General features: G+C 72.3%; 8 protein-coding genes. 1 reads left to right on the plus strand and 7 read right to left on the minus strand.

The genetic code is table 11. The annotated features are described in order from the left end of the window. Positions 1-50: 50 nt before the first annotated feature. The 5 genes from JYK02_RS15290 to galU all read right to left on the minus strand — a co-directional run bounded on the left by JYK02_RS15290 (position 51) and on the right by galU (position 11191). Positions 51-6245 carry a response regulator receiver protein gene (locus JYK02_RS15290; RefSeq protein WP_207051716.1) on the minus strand — a complete coding sequence of 2065 codons (6195 nt, stop codon included), beginning with the start codon at positions 6243-6245 and terminating at the stop codon, positions 51-53. A gap of 16 nt (positions 6246-6261) precedes the next feature. Beyond that, a complete protein-coding gene (gene priA, locus JYK02_RS15295; RefSeq protein WP_431603481.1) occupies positions 6262-8520 on the minus strand; it encodes a replication restart helicase PriA in 2259 nt (752 codons plus the stop codon). A 301-nt stretch (positions 8521-8821) separates the two neighbouring features. Continuing rightward, entirely contained in the window at positions 8822-9430 is a 609-nt protein-coding gene (locus JYK02_RS15300) for a glutathione S-transferase family protein (RefSeq protein WP_207051720.1), read from the minus strand. 103 nt (positions 9431-9533) lie between these two features. Continuing rightward, positions 9534-10289, minus strand: a complete 756-nt coding sequence (locus JYK02_RS15305; protein WP_207051722.1) for a hypothetical protein — start codon at positions 10287-10289, stop codon at positions 9534-9536. Next, positions 10286-11191 (minus strand): UTP--glucose-1-phosphate uridylyltransferase GalU, encoded by a 906-nt coding sequence (galU, locus tag JYK02_RS15310; protein WP_207051724.1) that lies wholly within the window; start codon positions 11189-11191, stop codon positions 10286-10288. The genes JYK02_RS15305 and galU overlap by 4 nt, the downstream gene beginning before the upstream one ends. 60 nt (positions 11192-11251) lie before the next feature. Between galU and JYK02_RS15315 the strand changes: the two genes are divergently transcribed. After that, positions 11252-12121: a hypothetical protein gene (locus tag JYK02_RS15315; RefSeq protein WP_207051726.1), complete on the plus strand. Its 870-nt coding sequence runs from the start codon at positions 11252-11254 to the stop codon at positions 12119-12121. A 4-nt stretch (positions 12122-12125) separates the two neighbouring features. On the opposite strand, the gene JYK02_RS15320 is transcribed toward JYK02_RS15315, so the two are convergent. Both JYK02_RS15320 and JYK02_RS15325 read right to left on the minus strand, forming a co-directional pair. Further along, on the minus strand, positions 12126-17750 hold the full coding sequence (locus tag JYK02_RS15320) for a hypothetical protein (RefSeq protein ID WP_207051728.1): 5625 nt from the start codon (positions 17748-17750) through the stop codon (positions 12126-12128). A gap of 143 nt (positions 17751-17893) precedes the next feature. Continuing rightward, positions 17894-18832 carry an RluA family pseudouridine synthase gene (locus JYK02_RS15325; RefSeq protein ID WP_207051730.1) on the minus strand — a complete coding sequence of 313 codons (939 nt, stop codon included), beginning with the start codon at positions 18830-18832 and terminating at the stop codon, positions 17894-17896. Positions 18833-18929: the final 97 nt, after the last annotated feature.

Below are 18929 nucleotides of genomic sequence, written 5' to 3' on the forward strand. Positions count from 1 at the left end.
GCGGAGTCTTAACGCCTCCGGACCGCGACGGGCAACCGTTCCACCGGGCATCAGTCGAGCAGATTACGGGCGTACTCCCCCCGCAGCCGGTCGTCTCCCAAGGCCCGCGCGGCCTCCGTCAGTACCGCGCGGATCTGCTGTGCCCGGTGCTGGAGCGCGGGGTCCGGGTGGCCGGCGAAGCGCAGCGGGTGGAACTCGGCGGCGAGCAGCGCGTAGGCCCGCTTGACCTCCTCGCTGCCGGCCGAGCGCGCGAGCCCCAGCACGGTGAAGTAGTCCGCGTCCTGGATCTCCTCGAACTTGGCCTCCAGCCGGTGCACGTCCAGCTCCGGCGGCAGGTCGCCCTGCGCGTCCTCCGAGGGCGGGTGCAGGGCGATGAGGCCCAGCGCGCGCGCCACCGCGAGCGTCTTGAGCGCGCCGTCCTGCGGCAGCCCCGCGCCCAGGAGCAGCGACTCCAGCGTGCGTTCACCGTCCACGGCCTGCAGGAGCTGGAGCTCGCGGGCGGAGAGGCCGAAGTCCGTGGGGGCCATGTGCGCGTCGCCTCGGGAGACCTGGGCTCGCAGGGAGCCGGCGGCGTCGAGGAGCGATTCGGCGGTGAGTGTGTTGCGCAGCCCTTCCGCGAGCAGGTGCAGCGGCGGGCGCGTGGCGGCGGCGAGGGCCACCTCATGCGGCGCGGGCTCCGGCACCAGGCGGTAGAGCGTGGACGGTTCGGCGAGCGCGTCCAGGAAGACCTGTTCGGTGTAGCGCTGCACCAGCGGGACGGATTCGGCTTCGCGCACGTAGCCCCGGCCGCGCAGGGCCTCCAGGAGCGTGCCGGTGGTGGCGCTGCGCACGAGCCGCAGCTCGGCTTCCTGGCGCGCGTCGATGAGGCCGTCCGCGCGGGCGCGGTCGATGAGGGACTCGCCCTGCGCGGAGGACGCGGCGCCGACCAGGGCTCCGTCGCGCAGCCAGAGGACGCGCAAGGCGTTCATCACCTTGAGTTCCAGGCGGACTTCCATGCGCGCGTCACACAGCCGCAGCACGAGGCGCGCGAGGCCCTCTTGCGTGAGGCTGCCGCTGCGGGCCACCGCCATCTCCGGGCGGCCGGGCGATTCGAGCGGGATGAGGGTCGCGCGCGCCTGGGCCGCGGCTTCTTCCGCGTCCCGCTGCGCTCGGGCTTCGAGTTGTTCGCGCTCGCGCTCGGCCTGGAGGCGCTGCTCGACGGCTTCGGCTTCGAGCCGGACGCGGGCTTCGCGCTCGCGGGTGAGTTCTTCTCGGAGCTGGTCGAGCTGGGATTGCAGGGTGTCTCGGGCCTGCGTGAGGTTCGTGGACTCGGATTGGGCTCGGGCTTCGGCTTCGGCTCGGGCGTGGGTTTCGGCGGCGAGGCGGGCTTCGGCGGCGGTGCGGGCCTGGGATTCGGTTTCGATGCGGGCTTCGAGGTCCTGGCGGGCGCGGGCCTCGGAGTCGAGGCGGACTTCCAGCACGGTGCGCAGGCGTCCTTCGGACGTGGCCTTGGCGGTGGACTCGGCGGACTTCTGCTCCGCCTGGAGGGCGCGGGATTCCGCGGCGGTGCGGGCCTGGAGCTGCTGCTCGGCGGTTGCTTCCGCTTCGGTGCGGGCCTGTTCGGCCTGGGCCAGTGCTTGGGTGAGCTGCGCGATGCGTGCTTCGGCTTCGGTGCGTGCCTGGGCCAGGGCCTCGGCTTCGGCCTGGGCCAGCTTGAGCTGGCCGGCTGTCTTCGCGGCTTCGGCCTGAACCTGCGTGAATTGATCCGCTCGGTCGCCCGAGTCGGACTGGAGCCGCTGGAGCTGCTCCGCGCGGGCCTCTGCTTCGGCGCGGGCCTGCGTCAGCTGCTCGGCGGTCTGCTTCGCTTCGGACTGGAGCTGCGCCAGTTGTTCCGCGCGGGCGTCGGATTCGGCCTGGACCTGTTTGAGCTGTTCTTCGCGGGCCGCTGCTTCGGCTTGGGCTTGCTTGAGCTGTTCTTCGCGGGCCTCTGTCTCGGCCTCAAGCTGCTTGAGCTTCTCCGCGCGGGCCTCTGCCTCGGCCTCAAGCTGCTTGAGCCTCTCCTCGCGGGCCTCGGCCTCCGCCTGAGCCTGAGTGAGCGACTCCTCGCGGGCTTCTGCTCCCGACTGGGACTGCTTGAGCTGCTCCTCGCGAGCCTCTGCTTCGGCCTCAAGCTGCTTGAGCTTTTCCCCGCGGTTCTCTGCTTCGGCCTGCACCTGCTTCAGGTGTTCTTCGCGGGCTTCTGCTTCGGCCTGTGCCTGCCGCAGCTGTTCTTCGCGGGCCGTTGCCTCAGCCTCAAGCTGCTTGAGCTTTTCCTCGCGGGCCTGTGCTTCGGCCTGAGCCCGAGTGAGCAATTCCTCGCGGGCCTGTGCTTCGACCTGGGCCTGCGTCAGCTGCTCGGCGCGGGCCTCTGCTTCGGCCTGGGCCTGGGTGAGCAGTTGCTCACGGGCTTCTGCTTCGGCCTGGGCTTGCTTCAACTGCTCGGCTCGCGTCTCCGCTTCGGCCTGCGCCTTCTTCAGCTGCTCGGCGCGAGCGTCCGCTTCGGCCTGGGCCTGGGTGAGCAGGTCCTCGCTGGCTTCTGCTTCGGCCTGGAGCTGTCTGGCGTTGGCGTCTCGGGCTTGTTCGGCTTCGGCGGCTCGCGCTTCGGCGCGCTTCACGGCCTCCGACAGCTCCTTCACGCGGGCTTCGGTTCGCGCCAGGGCCTGCGTCAGCTGATCCACTCGCGCTTCTGCCTGGAGCAGGGCTTCGGCGGGCTGCGCGGCCTTGGCTTCGGCTCGCTGGCGGGCCTGCTTGAGCTGCTCCATCCTCGCGTTGGCCTGGCCCAGCGTCTCCGCGAATCGCGTCTCGTTCTGCTTCGCCGCGGCTTCGGCTTCTTCCGCTCGGGCCTGGGCTTCGGCCAGGGCTTCCTCGGCCTTCGCGGCCCGGGCTTCTGCTTCGGCCAGGCGCTCGGCGTTTCGTTCCGCGGTGACTTCGGCGGCGGCTCGGGCTTCCTCTGCTTGCGTGGCCCGGTCTTCGGCCTGGCTCACGGCCTGCGTGGACTGCTTTGCCTTGGCTTCGCCCTGCAGCAGCACCTGCGCCAGCTGCTGCGCCCGGGCCTCCACCTGCGCCAGGGCCTGGGCGGACTGCTTCGCCTTCGCCTCGGATTGCGCCAGCGCCTGCGTGGCTTGCTGAACCCGGGTCTCCGCCTGGGCCAGCGCCTGCGCGGACTGCTTCGCCCTTGCTTCGGACTCAGCCAGCGATTGGGCCAGCTGGTGCGCTCGCACCTCCACCAGGGACAGCGCCTGCGCGGAGTGCTTCACCTTCGCTTCGGCGGCGGTCCGGGCCTTCGCCTCCGCTTCGGCCCTTGCTTCCGCTTCGGCACGCCGGGCCTCCACCGCGGCGGTCTCATCGTCGCGGCGCTCCGTCCGCTCGGTGCCGGACTCCGCTCGGGCTTCGGCCGCGAGCCGGGCTTCGATCTCGGCTTCCAGCCGCGCTTCCACGTCCGTGCGCGCGGCCTGCTCCAGTTCGGCGCGGGCTTCGGCCTCTTCGCGCGTCTGGGCTTCCTGGCGGGCCCGGAGTTCGGCCTCCTCGCGTGCCTGGACCTCCGTGGCGATGCGCTTCTCGAGTTCGGCCAGTTCGAGCCTTGCCATCTCCGCGAGGGCTTCGGCTTCGCGGCGGGCGCGCTCCTCGGCGTCCGCTCGGGCTTCGGCTTCCACGCGGCTTCCGGCCTCGGAGGCGAGCCGGGCTTCGACCTCCGCGAGGGCCTGCGTCGCCGACACGGCCCGGACTTCCGAGTCCGCGCGGGCCTCCGACGCCTGCTTCAACAGCGACTCGGCGCGGGCTCGGGCGTGGACCTCTGCTTCGGCCCGCACTTCCACCGCGCTCCGGGCCTCGACCTCCGCGTTCGCTTCGAGAAGGGCGTCCTCTCGTGCTCGCGCTTCGCCTGCGACGCGCTCTTCCAGCTCGACGCGGAGCGACTGCTCCGATTCGGCCAGGGCTTCCGCGTCCGCGGCGCGGGCCTCCGCCTCCTCGATGGCGGCGTAGGCCATCGCGAGCTCTTCACGCAGCGATTCCAGCTCCGCGGCCAGGTCGGACGGTGGCTCGGCCGCGTCGTTGCTCGCTGGAGCGGGGGCCTGCTGCTCCTGGGTGCGCGTCTTGTTCGCCCGTTGCAGGCCTCCGGGCACCTGCATCGGCGACGACGGTGCCTGGACTTCCAGCCGGGCCGTGGGCTCCGAGGAGCCGTCTGGATTCGCGGCATCGCGCGCTCCAGCCGCGTCGCCCGTGTGTGCGGAGGTACCGGCGCCTGTGTCGCGTGACCGCGATGAAAAAGGATTGGATCCTGCTGCATCGCCGACGCCGGACGGACTTGCCGCGCGCGTGGCGGTGCCTCCGGCTCCGCTGATCAGGGCATGGGTGCCTGCTGCGGCACCGGCTCCGGACTCCACGGCGGTGCCACTCGTTACCGCCGCACTGCCTGCTCCGGACTTGTCGCTCAGGGCCGCTGGGCTGACCGCCGCATCGCTCGGGCCCGCGACAACTCCCACAGGGGCCTTGCCCGACGAACGCAGTGGGACTCGGGCCGCGACACGTAGTGGCCGCTCGGGGTTCACACGGTGCGCCGCGGTATCCGGGGCGCCGCCATCGCGCGACGCCTTGGCCTCCTCCGGGCGTGCCGCCGTTGCTTCGTCCGCACGCGAGACCTGCGCATCACCCGCACGTGAGGCATTTGCCTCGTCCGGACGCGATGCTTTGTCATCCTCCGGACGCGCTGACTTCGCATCACCGGAATGCAACGCTTTCGCTTCATCGGAACGCGCTGACTTCGCCTCGTCCGGACGTGCGCCTTCACGGCCTGCACGGGCCGCGTCACCGCCCGCGGGATCCGACCACTGGAGGGGCTTCGTGCCCTCCGTCTTCGTCTCCTCGACGGTCTCGGAATCGAACCAGTCCGAGCCCACCGGCTTCTCGGCGGCATCGGGCTCTTCGCCCCGCTCGCGCGCTTCGGCGGAGGCCTTGAGCTCCTGCTCCAGCACGTCCCAGTTCGACAGGCCCGCCGCCGCCAGCTCCTCCTCGGTCGGCTCCGAGGAAGAAGACTCGGCCTCTTCCGAGGACTCCGCTGCCGCCGCCCTGGCCCGCTCCTCCGCCGCCACGTCTTCCGCGACCGAACCGAAGTCCGCCTCGTCGGGGTCTCCCACTCCGCCCCGCGACGGACGCGACTCCAGCTCCGGATCCGGCTCCAGTTCCTTCCAGGCCAGCGGCGCCGCGCCCTCCGGCTCCGCCACCTTCGCGGCCCCAGCGCCCTCGTCCGAGTCGACGTCGAAGAACCCCTCGTCGCCCAGCTTCGGCGCGGCCTTCACCGGCTTGAGCCCCGGCGGCGTGAGCCGCTCCTCACGGAACGCGAGCTGCCCCTCCGGCGGCGCCCCTTCCTCCTCGGCCCCCTCCTCGTTCGGGAACGGGAAGCGCAGCGTGGTGCGCGCCTCCGGCGAACGGCCGTCCGCCGCGTCCGCGTTCGGCGGCTCCGCGTCCCACTCGTCGCCGATGTTCGCGTCCGGATCCTGCTCGCCCCACGCCTCCCCGGAGTCCCCCTCCCCCGCCGCCCACTCCGACTTCGTGCCCACGGAGAGCGCCGAGTCGATGGACGCCATCGCCTCCGACTCCACCTCCAGGTGCGCCTCTTCCAGCGCGGCGTTCATCGCCAGGTGCGTGCTGCGCTCGCGCTGCTGGTGCACGGCGTGCGCGCTGCGCTCCTCGCGCGTCATCGCCGCCACTTCCCAGTCCGTCTGGTTCAGCGGCGCCAGGTCCCCGAACAGCGCGTTGGCCAGCGCCGGGTCCCCGCCCACCGCGTGCGGCGCCGTCGCGTGCCACGCTTCGTCCGAACCCGGGCCGCTCCCCTTCGCCGGCTCCTGGAGCGCCCGGTTCTCCACCACGCGCCAGCCGTCCGCCTCCGCCGGGGCGCGGATCAACGTGTCCACCAGCGTCACGAAGCTGGGGCCGTCCAGGGGCAGCGGCGCCACCGGCGCGCTGAAGCCCTCGATGGCTTCGCTCAAGAGCAGCACCCGGGCCTTGTGGCCCTCCGGGTGCTGCACCAGCTCCTCCAGCACCACGCGCCCGCGGCCGCTCTCCACGCCCGGCGCCAGCACGATGAGCTCCGGCAGGTGATGCCCGAAGGCGATGAGCGCGTCCGCGGCGGAGGTGGCGAGGATGACCTCGTGCCCTTCGCGGGACAGCAGTCGCCGGACGGCGGCGATGGTGGCGATGTCGTCGTGTACGAGGAGGACCGAGGCGCCCATGGGGGAGCCGGGGAGTCTACAGCATGGCCCCGGGATCCACGTCGATGACGACCTTCACCCCGTTGGGCACATCCGGCAACGCCGCCTCCAGCCGGGCGAGCAATGGGGCGAGCGCAGAATGCGTCGGCGCCTTCAGGAGCAGCTGCCAGCGCGTCTTGCCCCGAATCCGGGCAATGGGCGCCAGGGCCGGCCCCAAGAGGCGCACCCCCGCCGAGGCCGGCGGCATGTGCCGCCCCACCAGGTTCCCCAGGAAGCGCGCCACCCCCGCCGTCTGCTCGGGGTGCTCGCCCTCCAGCCGGACGGCCGCCATGCGCGCGAAGGGCGGATAGGCCAGCGCCTTGCGCCACTCCAGTTCCTGCTTGGAGAACCCGTCGAAGTCGTGCGCCAGCACCCGCTTCACCGGCTCCGCGTCCGGGTTGTAGGTCTGCACCAGCACCCGGCCCGGGTCCTTGCCGCGTCCCGCCCGCCCCGCCACCTGGGTCAACAGGTGGAAGGTCCGCTCGGCGGCCCGGAAGTCCGGAATGGCCAGGGACGTGTCCGCCATCACCACGCACACCAGCGTCACGCCCGGAAAGTCGTGCCCCTTGGCCACCATCTGCGTGCCCACCAGCACGTCCAGCTCCCGCCGCGCGAAGGACGCCAGCAGCTCCGTCAGCTTCTCCGCGCTCGTCGCGGAGTCCCGGTCCAGCCGCGCCACGCGTGCGTGCGGCATCTTCTCCAGGACCTCCGCCTCCACGCGCTCCGTGCCGATGCCCAGCTTGAGCAGCGGGCCCGTGCACTCGCGGCAGGCGTTGGGCACCGGGAAGGCCACGCCGCAGTAGTGGCACACCACCCGGTTCTGCGAGCGGTGGTGCGTCATGCACACGTCGCAGTCGTGGCACTTGAGCGACAGGCCGCACACCTCGCACAGGAGGATGGTGCTGTGGCCGCGGCGGTTGAGGAACAGGATGACCTGCTGCCCCTTGGCCACCGTCTCCTCCATGGCCTGGAGCATCTGCGGGCTGAGGATGGGCGCCTCTTCCGTCACCTGGCCCTCGCGCGGACGCTCCACGCGCAGGTCCACCAGGTTGATGGTGGGCATGGGCCGGTCATCCACGCGGTTCTTCAGCTCGATGAGCTTGTAGCGGCCGGAGCGCGTGTTCTGGAGCGTCTCCAGGGACGGCGTCGCCGAGCCCAGCACCACCACCGCGCCGGCCTGCTTGCCGCGCACCACCGCCAGGTCACGCGCCTGGTAGCGCAGCTTCTCGTCCTGCTTGAAGGACGGGTCGTGCTCCTCGTCCACGACGATGAGCCCCAGGTGCTCCACCGGCGCGAACACCGCCGAGCGCACACCGACGGCGATCTTCACCGTGCCCTTGCGCAGCGCCTGCCAGTGGAACAGCCGCTCGCGGTCCTTGAGCCCCGAGTGCAGCACCGCCACGTCCCCGCCGAAGCGGCTGCGGAAGCGCCCCACCAGCTGCGGCGTCAGCGCGATTTCCGGCACCAGCACCAGGCTGCCCAGGCCGCGCGCGAGCGTGTGCTCCACCGCGCGCAGGTAGACCTCCGTCTTGCCGCTGCCGGTGACGCCGTGCAGGAGGTACGGCTGGAAGCCGCCCGCGTCCACGGCGCCCTGGAGTTCCTTCACCGCGAGGGCCTGCTCCGGGGTGAGGCGGTCCGGGCGGTTCTGCACCAGCCCCTCGCGCACGCCGGCCTGCAGCGTCACCTCCACCCACTTCACGAACTTGCGCGTGGCCAGCTTCTTCAGCGTCTCGCGCGCGCCGGGGATGGCGTGCGTCACCTCGTCCAGCGGCGCGCGTCCGCCCACCGCCAGGAGGTACTGGAGCACGGCGGCCTGCGCCGGAGCGCGGGCCAGCTGCGGCGGCACCTCCGTGACGAGCGCCTCCACGAAGAACTGGATGTCCGGCTTCGCTTCCTTCTCATCCACCGCGGTGGAGAGGCCCGGCGGCAGCGCGCCGCGGATCACCTCGCCCAGCGGATAGCGGTAGTGCTCGGCGGTGAAGCGCAGGAGCGCGATGAGGTCCTTGGGCAGGGAGGGCGAGTCCTCCAGCACGCGCTGGATGGGCTTGAGCCGCACGCCGCCCTCCACCGGTGCGTTCGCGGGCCCCAGGTAGAAGCCCAGCGCCATGCCCCGGCCGAAGGGCACCAGCACGCGCTGGCCCGGGGCGAGGTTGCCCGCGAGCGCCTCCGGCACCAGGTAGGTGAACTCCCCGCGCACGGGACGTCCCACGGCGACGGACGCAAGTTGGGCAGGGGTGGCGCTCACGACGGGGCGCACTGTAGCGGCCTGTTCCCGCTGCGACAGTTCCCGTCCCACTTCCGTACGCCGCGTCCGCAGGGGAATGGCACCGCGAGAGGGAACCTCTCCGGCTCCCTGCGAAAACCCACCCAGCGCGAAGTGCTCTTGCTCCATGACCGACCTCTTGCCGCCTTCTCCCCCACCCCGCCCGTCCTGCACCCGGGATCCACTGTGCCCCGGGCGTCTGACATTCCCGGGCCTGGGAAGCACGAAGGGCCCCTCCCGGCCCCGGAAAACAGGGTGCGGAAGAGGCCCGGGGAGGAAGGAGGCGTGCGTGCGGCTACTTGCCGAAGGCCTTCTTCACGGACGGGCGGTTGCTCACGCGCTCCCACCAGGCCACCACGTGCTTGTGCGGGGTGACGAGGTCCTTCTCGCCCACCACGAAGAGGTACTCCACGTAGGGCGCCCAGGAGACCTCCGCGAGCGTGAAGTCCTTGCCCGCAAGGAACGGCTGCTTCGCCAGCACCGCGTCGATGACCTCCAGCGGGTGCTTCACGCCCTCGCGGCCCTTGGCGATGTTCTCCTCGTTGTTGGTGCCCCGGAAGCGCTCCATGACGACCTTCATGGCCGGGCCGGAGAAGTAGGACTGCTCCACGCCGATGAACTGCTCCATCAGCGCGTAGCCCTTGGGGTCCGCGGGCGTCAGCGACGTGCCCGGCAGGGTGCGGTCCAGGAAGCGGGCGATGGCGCGCGACTCGTACATCATGAAGCCGTCATCCAGCTCCAGCGCGGGCACCACGCCAAAGGGCTGGCGGGCCAGGTGCGCGGGCGACTTCTGCTCGCCCTTCTGCAGGTCGATGTTGATGAACTCGACCTCGCGGCCCTTCTCCGCCAGGACGGTGAGGACCTTGCGGGTACACGTGCTCATCGGGTTGCCATAGAGCTTCATGGAAATCGCCTCCGCGCCACGAGGCCGGGGAAATCCCGGCCCTGGAACGGGCGGGACTTTCCCCGTCAGCCCCGCCCGCCGCAAGCGATTCGAAGCGGACCCGCTACGGCGTGAAGAGCTTGTCCGGCACGGCCGAGCGGTTGTCCGCCTTGAGGGCGGTGAAGCGCAGCACGCGCTGGCCGGCCTTCCACACCTCCACCGTGCGGGGCATCCAGTCCCCGGTGGCCGGCGAGGCGTAGTCCACGAAGCGCACGTCCCAGGCCGCCCCGGACGCATCCGAGTAGCGCAGGCGCGCGGGCCGGAAGGCGTCCTTGTAGACCCAGAACTGGGGCTTGCCCTCCGCGGGGTCTCCCAGGACGTAGGCCACCTCGCCGCCGAAGCGCGCGAGCGACGTGACCTTCGTGTTGACGCCCAGCCCCTGGAGGTAGGCCTCCTGGGCCAGCTTGGTGTCCTGCACGCTGCCCGCGTCCTGCGCGAGGATGGCGCACACCTGCGTCACCAGCACGGAGATGGCCGGCACCTCCTTGCCCTCCACGCGCTTCTTGCCGGAGGCCTGCACGGTGGCGGCCTTGAGGCTGCTGTCCGGCGAGCTCGCGTCGAAGCGGCAGCGGCCTGGAATCTTCACGGACAGCACGCCGTCACCCTGGAGCTCCGGGCGGTCCGTGGGGACGTTGAGGGCGGCTCCGGCTTCCGCCACGCCCGAGGAGGAGAAGATGACGGAGCCTTCCACGCGGAAGGCCGCCAAGCGCTTCTCCTCGCGCGCGGTGGCCATGCGCCGGAGGATGGAGCCACCGGGCAGCACGTAGGCCCCGGCGGCGAGAGAGACGAGGACGGCGGATACGGCGATGAGACGCTTCACGGCTTCTCCGTCTTGACGACCTCGCGCAGGTACTCCAGGAGTCCTCCGCGCAGGTCGGGGCGCTTGAGCGCATAGGCGATGTTCGCCTTGAGGTAACCCACCTTGTCACCGGCGTCGTAGCGCTGGCCTTGGAACTTGTAGCCCAGCAGACCTTCGGTCTTCTGGAGCGTGGCCAGGCCGTCCGTGAGCTGGATTTCGCCGCCCACGCCGGTGGTCTGCTTCTCCAGGATGGGGAAGATGGACGGGGGCAGCACGTAGCGGCCAATCACCGCCAGGTTCGACGGTGCGGTGCCCTTCCTGGGCTTCTCCACCACGTTGTCGATCTGGATGACGCCGTTGCCCAGGTCCTTGCCGGCGGCGATGCCGTACAGGTGCGTCTCGCTCTCCGGGACCTCCATCAGCGCGATGACGGCCTTCTGGTGCTGCGCGTAGATGCGCGCCAACTGCCCGATGCCGGGATCCTCCGGCGAGTCGATCATGTCGTCGCCCAGGAGGACGCCGAAGGGCTCGTCGCCGATGACGCTCCTGGCGCACAGCACGGCGTGGCCCAGGCCGAGCGGCTCCTTCTGGCGCACGCTGATGATGCGCACGAGGTTCGCGATGGCGCGCATGCGGTCCGCGTCCGCCGTCTTGCCGCGCGCGCGCATGGTGGTCTCCAGCTCGAACGCGATGTCGAAGTGGTCCTCGATGGCGCCCTTGCCGCGGCCGTTGATGACGACCACGTCCTCCATGCCCGCGGCCACGGCCTCCTCGACGATGTACTGGAGGGTGGGCGTGTCGACGATGGGCAGCATCTCCTTGGGCACCGCCTTGGTGGCCGGGAGGAACCGGGTGCCCAGGCCGGCCGCCGGGATGACGCACTTGCGGATGGGCTTCGCTGCCTTCGTGTCGGTGGAGGACATGGGCCGGGGAATCTATTGGTGGCCCAGAACCCCAGCAAGCCGGATAGATTCCCCGGCGCCATGCCGCTCCGTGCCATCGCCGCCGCTCTCTGCCTGACGCTGTCCGCGGTCCCCCTCGCCGCCCTGGGCGCCACCACCGAGCGCGCCGAGGAGCTGCGCGACGTCGCGAGCGCCCGGTCCCTGGGCATGGGCAACGCGTTCCGGGCCACGGGCCTGGGGGCGGATGCACTCCTGGGCAATCCCGCGGCGATGGCGCTGTTCCCGGCCTACCGCATCGAGGGCACGGGCGCGTACGACCCTCGCAACAAGGAAGGCTACCTGGGCATCAGCCTGGCGGACTCCAGCAGCGGCCGGCTGGCGCTGGGCGTGGACTACCACTGGCTGTCCTTGGGGCGCGGCGGGGCCCGGACGAAGTCGAACCTGAGCACGCTGGGCGCGGCGCTGCCGCTGAGCCAGTCGCTGATCATCGGCCTGTCGGGGCACTACCTGCGGCTGAATGGCCAGCAGCGCTTCGCCAACTCCATCACGCTGGACGCGGGCCTGCTCGTGCGGCTGAGCGAGCAGCTGACGGTGGGCGTGTCGGGGCACAACCTCATCGACACGGACAACGTGGAGCTGACGCGCTACTTCACCGCGCACACGGCCTACGTGGGGCCGGCGCTGGTGGTGGCGTTCGACGTGCGTGCGGACTTCGAGACGCGCGACTCGACGGTGCTCACGTACAACACCGGCGCGGAGTACACGCTGGACCAGACGATTCCGCTGCGCGCGGGCTACACGTACGACGGCTTCCAGCGGCTGTCGCGCCTGTCGGTGGGCACGGGCTACCTGTCGCCCGGCGGCGGCGGCGTGGACCTGGCGTACCAGCATGACCTGGGCGGGCTGAACGGGCGCATGCTGTCGCTCACGCTGCGGATCCTCGCGAACTGAGGCGTCAGCGCGCGGGGCGGCCCGCTTCGGCGGCGTCGCGCAGGGCCAGGTAGCGCTCGGAGGCGGCGAAGCGGACCAGTTCCTCCAGCTCCGAGTCGTGGGGGCGGCGGGCGCGCAGGACGGTGAGCGCGGCCCCGGGGCCTCCGCATGCGACGAGCCCCGCGCGGTTGGCGGAGTCGCGCGCGGCGGCGACCAGCAGGCTCGCGTCGAAGTCGCGGGTGCCGGGCTCCATCAGCAGGGCGGCGCGCTCCAGGGCCTTGGGGGACAGGGACTCGCGCACCACGCGGGCGTCGTCGCCGGCGTCCTTGGGGTTCTTGAGGACGGAGGACAGGAGCGCGAGCGCGCGCAGCAGGTGGTCCTTGCGCAGGGCGCGCAGGGCCAGCAGGTCCGGTGACAGCGAGAACAGCGCGCGGCCGGCGTGGAAGCGCAGCTCGGCGTTCGTGGGGGGCTGCTGCACGAGGAGCCGGCCCACGACGAGGCGCGGGGCGGTGGTGTGCAGCGGGGTGATGTTGGCGGTGTCGTCGTCGCCCGCGACGAGCTCCGGCAGCGGCACGCCGAGGAGGCGCGCGGCGCCGTTGAGCGCGTCGAGGACGGCGGCGGCGCCCGGGCCGGAGGAGGCGCGCAGGGGCTCCGAGGTGCTGGCGATGCGCGCGGGCGACGGGAACAGCCGGCACAGCGCGATGCCTACGCACGCGAGCAGCTCACCGGACGGGGTGCGCAGGCCAGGGTGGCGCAGGCCGGCGCGCTCCTGGTTGGAGAGGGGGCCGCGCTGGACTCGGGGGGCGGGGACGTCGCGGCCTTCGAGGGCGTCCGCGAGCTCGCGCATGAGCGCGGCGCGGGTGACGTCGCCGCGCTGGTCGAAGTGGTCCACGAGGCCGCGATAGGGCTTCGGGTCGAGCGGCCGCTCGCGCACGAGCTTGAAGACGATGGGCTCCGCGGAGGTGGCGTCGGCGGGGGGCGCGGCGTCCGGGACGGCGGCGGGCGTCTCGCGGGTCTCGGTGGAGCCGACGGTGGGGCGGCCGCTGGCCGGCGGACGCGTGGGGGCCGGGCCTGCGAAGGTGCCCTCGGGACGGCCGGCGCGGTGGATGCGGCGCACGGGGTCCATGCGGCCCGGAGGTGCTTCCCACGCGATGACGCTCGTGGCCTCCACGGGCCCGTCGCCGAGTTCCTGTGCGTCCTCGTCTTCGTCCTCGGACGGAATCTGGCTGAGGAGCGGGATGTCGGGCGGGGCTTCGGGAGCGCCGCGGCCCTTCGACGGAGGGGCGACGGGACGCGAGGCTCCGGCCATGGCGCGGGGAGCGGGGGCTGGGGGCTCAACGCCACTGGCGGACAGCGGGGCGCGGGGCGGCGCGGGCGGTTCCACGCCGCTGGCGGACAGCGGGAGCCGGGGCGCGTGGCCGGCGCGCGGGACGCGTTCTGAGCGCGAGGGAGCTTCGCGGATCTGCGTGCCCGCGTTCTTGGGGGCACGGGCGGCCGGAGAGGCGTTGTCCTCGGAGGGAGCGGCCTTGCGCGACACGGCGGCTTCGAGGTCCGCGTCCTGGGGGAGCGGTGCGCCGAAGGCCGTGGTGCTTTCGCGAGGCGGGGTGCGCTGCTTGCGGTCGGAGGTGCCGTCGTCTGGCGTGGGTGCCGGTTCGCTCGCGGCACCGCGAGCGGGCTTCATGGCCCGCGCCATGCCGCTGGGAGCAGGGGCGGATTCCGCGAGCGAGGCAGGGCTTTCCGTGGGCGCCTTCGTGGACGCGGAGCGACGGGAGGGTTCTGCTTCCGGCGACGTGCTTGCGATTGACGGGTGACGGCCCGAGGGTGCCTTGGGCTGGCGGGCGGCGTCCGTGTTCGGCGCCGTGGAGCCTACGGGCGCATGACGGCCCGAGGGTGCCTTGGGCTGGCGGATGGCATCCGCGTTCGGTGTCGCAGTGCTTGAGGAAGCGTGCTGTTCGACTGGTCCCTTGGGTTGCCGTGAGGCTTCCGCGCTCGATGCGGGAGCACCTGCGGCGGCGTGACGGCCGGATGGAGCCTTGGGCTGCCGGGGTGCTTCCGTGGAAGACGATGCGCTGCCCACCGGTGAATGACTTCCCGATGGTGCCTTCGGCTGCCGAGGTGATTCCGTGGACGACGGTGCAGCGCCCACGTGACGGCCGGATGGGGCCTTCGGCTGGGCCCCTTCGGATGACGCCTTGGCCTTCCGGGCCGCTCCGTCCTTGGCTCGGGATGAACGCTTGCCCGGTGCATCTTCGGCCGCAGCCTCCTCCGCATCGAGCAGCGAGGGGACGTCCGTGTTGGACGTGACCTCGTCCGCGAAGTCCTTGCGCTTCGACGGCACGAGCACTGACGGCGGAGCCACGAGCACCGACGGTGGCGGCACCCCGACGTTCTGCGGCGGCGCCGTACGCGCGGGCTCGGGCGGTGGCGGACGGGCGCGCTGCTCGCGGGACTTTCGCAGGCTCTCGGCGCGGCGTGCGTAGAGGCGGGCCTTCTCGGTGTTGTGCAGCACCTCGCGGCAGAAGAGCGCGAGCCGCTCCCACGTGCGCTGGCGCTCCTCGTCGTCCTCCGTCGCCGTGGCCGCGTTCTCCAGCGCCCAGGCGGCCTCGCCAAACTGCTCACGCTCCGTGCAGCGGTCCGCGAGCAACAGCCAGGCCTCCTTGTGCCCCGGCTCGAAGCGCACGGCCTGGCGCAGCTCCGCCAGGGCCGCGCCCGCGTCGCCCATCGCCTCCAGCGTGGCGACCCGCTCCAGGTGCGCCTTGCGCGCGGCCGGTCCTCGAGGCTCACGGGCAAGCTGCGCGTGCAGCAACTGGCTCAACGCGGGCAGGTCCCCCAGGCGGCGCGCGAGCGCCAACAGGTGCTCCCGGGGCTGTTCGTTGTCGGGGCTCTCCGCGAGCACCTCGGCCCAGGCCCACTGCGCGATGCGCAGGTCGCCCAGCGACTCCTCCGCCGTCTGCGCGAGCACCCGCAGCGCTTCCAGGCGATCCGGTGCTCGGCGTGGCGCGGCGGCACAGGCGGCGCGCAGCCGCTCCACCTGGGCGAAGCGCTCCTCGTCGGAGACACTGCGCACGAGCCCCGCGAGCACCGGCAGCATTCCGGGCACGAGCGCATCCGCCGCCTCGAAGTCCTCGCGCGCCTTCGCGGGGACGCCCATGTTCAGCTGCCGCTCGCCACGCGTCAGCAGGGCCACGGCCCGGGCTCGCGACGTCCTTGCCCTCGCGATCGCGTCATCAAGCGCACGCCGCACGAGCGAGGCGTCCTCGCGCTGGGACAGGAGGCGGACCTGCTCACGCAACGCGGTGCGCTCGCCGGTCAGCTCGACGATCTCCCGGTACATGCGCGCGGCGCCCGCGGAGTCCTGGAGCTCGTTCTCCATCACCTCCGCGAGCCGCGTGAGCGCTTCGGCGCGCTCCGGTGCGTCCTTCGCGCGGTCCGCGCGCTTGAGGTACAGCTGCGCCAGCTCGCGCCACGCACGGCGTGCGATGAGCTGGGCCTCCTGGCGCTGCGACCAGGCCCGCTCCGAGCCTTCGTCCGAGGTGCGCAGGGACGAAGCCGCGTCCGGCGCCTGGCTCGGCTCGGGGGGCTTCGCCGCAGGGAGTCGCGGGGAGTCGCGCTTGGAATCAGCGGCCGGGGCCTGGGGCGTGGATGAATCCGGCTGCGGGAAGACTACTTCCGACGTCGATTCCTCTTCGTCGAACGCAGGCTTCGCGGTGGAGGGAACCAGCACGGAGGCCCGTCGCGGAGCGGTGGGCTTCTCGGCCTGGGACTGCGCTGACGCGGAAGTGCCCTTCCCTGCTTCGCCACGTTCGGGCGGGATGATCTCCGAGGTTGCCTCGTCCTCGTCGAACGCCATCGCTGGCGCGCCCGGCACCAGCACTCCGCTGGAAGGACGCGGAGGGATCACTTCCGACGTCGCCTTGTCCGCGTCGAAGCCCTTCGAGGGACCGCCAGGGACCAGCACCGCATCCGGCTGACGGGGAGACGTCTTCTTCGACGCCGATGCGTCTTCGCCGGATGGCCTTGCTTGCGCTCCGGCTGGCTCGGACTGACGCGGGTGGAGGTCTTCGGATGCCGCGTTCTCGCTGGAGTCCTTCGCCTGTGCTTCGGCCGGACGCGGCGGAAGGAGCATCTCCGACGTTGATTCGTCCGCGTCGAAAGCCTTGGACGGAGGAGCGCCCGGGACCAGCACCGACACCAGCGGGCGCGGCGGCATCCGCTCCGCTGTGGACTCGTCGGGCGCGGGCTTCGCTTCTTCTTCGAGCTTCTTGCCGAAGACCTGCGTCGACTCGAACAACGGAGGCGCGTTCGGCGCGGCAACGGACTTCGGCTCGGGCGTTTGCGCTGCTTCTGTCGTTGCCTCGACAGCCTTTGATTCGGACGCTGCCGCTGTGTCCGTGGTCGCAGCCACGTGCTCGGGTGCCTGTGGCACCGCAGTCCGTGTCTCGTCTGACAACAGCAAGGTGCTTAGCGCTGCGATGACGTGCGCAGGCACATCCGTGGACGGCGCCGCGCCTGATGCTGTGTCGCTACTCGCAGGCTGGTCCGCAGCGGTGGCAAACGACGCCGCAATGCCGCGCTCAGACAGCTCCACTGCGTTCGCGGACGAGGCATTGATCGACGCCGTAGCGCCGCGCTCAGTCTCCGCGGATGCCGACGCGCTTGATACGTCCGCAGCGCTTTCAGGCGCCTGTGCCGCATCCGATGCAGCGACAGCACTTGAAGCTGCCCGTGCTGCATCCGATGCCACGACAGCACTCGAAGGCGTCTGGGACGCATCCGCCGCAGTGCCGCTCTCTGCCTTCGGCGTCGCATCCACGGGCGACGACACGCTCACGGCCGAAGCGCTCTCCGCCTCGGACTTCGACGTCGCATCAACGGACGGCAGGGCACTCGACGGTTCAACAGACGCCCGCTCCCCAGATGCCTCGTTGCCCTCGCTCTGCGCCCGCGGACGCTCCGGCTCCGGAACGGACCTCGCCCCTCGCGGCGGCGTCGCTACCCGGGCCTTGCCTGGGCCTTCGTCATCCCAGGGGAACTCCGGTCCTCGCGACGCCGGCTGTCCCAGCCCGGCCCACTCTCCCAGCGGGACCTGCACCGTGTCGGCTCTCGGAACCCGGGCTGGCGGCGCCTGCACCACCGGCATCTCCACCACCGTGTTCCCCAGCTCCGGATCCGACAGCGCCAGCGCGGACACCTCCACGGTCTTCGTCCGGGACTCCTCGTCCTCCAGGGGCGGCCGCTGCGACGGTGCGTCCTTCGCCTTCGCCACCCGCTCACGCAGCACGTCGAGCACGAAGCGGGCCCTGGCGTCGTCGGGCGCGTCCATCAACAAGCCGTTGAGCACCGCCGCCGCTCGCGCCTCCTGCCCCGTGCGCCGCAACACCCGCGACAGCTGCCGGCGGACCTCGCGGCGCACCTCGCCCCGCTCCGTCACCATCGCCGCGTCCAGCAGGGTGATGACCGCGCGCTCCGTGCCCGCCCGCAGCGCGCACCGGACCAGCACCGCCGCGAGCCGGGGCGTCATCGGCAGGGACCGGCTGGCGGACACCAGGCCGGAATACGCCCGCGCCGCCTGCCCCTCCCGGAGCAACCGAGCGGCATCCCGGCAGACCTGGGCCTCCGCGCCTCGCACGTCCTCGCCTCGCGAACCCATCCCCGGTCCGCGAAGGGAGGGCTCCGGCGCCCCTGGGCCCTTGCCGTGTCTCCCGCCACCCATGAAGCCCCCAGTCTACACACGATGCGCGCGACGGGGGCACCCTGTCCGCTCCCCCGAAGGGTCCCGGAGGTTCCAGGTGCTCAGGGAGCGGCCGCCGCCCCGATGGCCCCCTCCGGAATGCCCACCCCCGCCGCGTCGAAGAAGGCCCGCAGGTCGTCCGGCACCAGCGCCTCCAGCCGCAGCGGCCGGCCCGTGCGCGGATGGCCCAGCTCCAGCGCGTGCGCGTGCAGCAGGCAGCGCGGCGCCGTCAGGCTTCCAGCGGTCCCCGCGCCGCCATAGCGCGCGTCGCCCAGGATGGGAGTCCCCAGCGCCGTCAGGTGCGCCCGGAGCTGGTGCGTGCGGCCCGTCCGGGGCAGCAGCTCCACCAGGCAGAACGCGTCGCCCGCGAACAGCGTGCGGTAGTCCGTCCACGCGGGCACGCCGTTGGCCGCGCGGGTCGCCCGCCAGCGCCCCGGCCGGGACGGGTCCTTCGACAGGGGCAGGTCCACCGTCCCGCCCGAGGGAAGCCCCGGTCCCGTCGCCGCGAGGTAGCGCTTGCGCGCGGTGCCCTCGCGGAACGCCTCCGCCAGCGCGGAGGTCGCGGCGGCCGTCTTGCCGAACACCGTCACCCCGGAGGTCTCCCGGTCCAGCCGGTGCACCAGCCCCGCCTGCCGTCCCAGGTGCTCGCTCACCATGTCCACGAGGCTTCCGCCCACGCGCCCTTCCGTGGGCTGCGCGTTCAGGCCCGCGGGCTTGTCCACCGCGATGACGTCCGCGTCCTCGAACAGCACGCGCAACGGGGCCGCCGGCTTCGCGGCCTCCAGGGGGCTCTGCCCCGCCTCCTCCAGCACCACCGTCACCACCTGCGCAGGCTGAAGCCGCACCGCCCCGTCCCGCGCGCGACGCCCCGCCACGTACACGGCGCCCACGTCCACCAGCCGCCGTACGTCCGCCGCCGGCAGCCCCAGCTCCGCCGCCACCGCCTCCACCAGCACACGCCCGGCGTGCGCCCCCTCCGCCCGGAACGTCCGGCGCTTCATCGCCCGCCCTCCCCGCCCGCCCACGCGAGGTCCCCGTCGGTGGGGGACTCCAGGGGGGCATGCGGCCGGGCAGCGCAGGGGGAGGACATGGCCGGAC

Source organism: Corallococcus macrosporus (assembly GCF_017302985.1).
Classification (GTDB): domain Bacteria; phylum Myxococcota; class Myxococcia; order Myxococcales; family Myxococcaceae; genus Corallococcus; species Corallococcus macrosporus_A.

Coding starts and splice junctions, on each gene's coding strand:
- JYK02_RS15290 (WP_207051716.1), bottom strand. CDS start 6,245: ATGGGCGCCTCGGTCCTCCTCGTACACGACGACATCGCCACCATCGCC.
- JYK02_RS15300 (WP_207051720.1), bottom strand. CDS start 9,430: ATGAAGCTCTATGGCAACCCGATGAGCACGTGTACCCGCAAGGTCCTC.
- galU (WP_207051724.1), bottom strand. CDS start 11,191: ATGTCCTCCACCGACACGAAGGCAGCGAAGCCCATCCGCAAGTGCGTC.
- JYK02_RS15315 (WP_207051726.1), top strand. CDS start 11,252: ATGCCGCTCCGTGCCATCGCCGCCGCTCTCTGCCTGACGCTGTCCGCG.
- JYK02_RS15320 (WP_207051728.1), bottom strand. CDS start 17,750: ATGGGTTCGCGAGGCGAGGACGTGCGAGGCGCGGAGGCCCAGGTCTGC.
- JYK02_RS15325 (WP_207051730.1), bottom strand. CDS start 18,832: ATGAAGCGCCGGACGTTCCGGGCGGAGGGGGCGCACGCCGGGCGTGTG.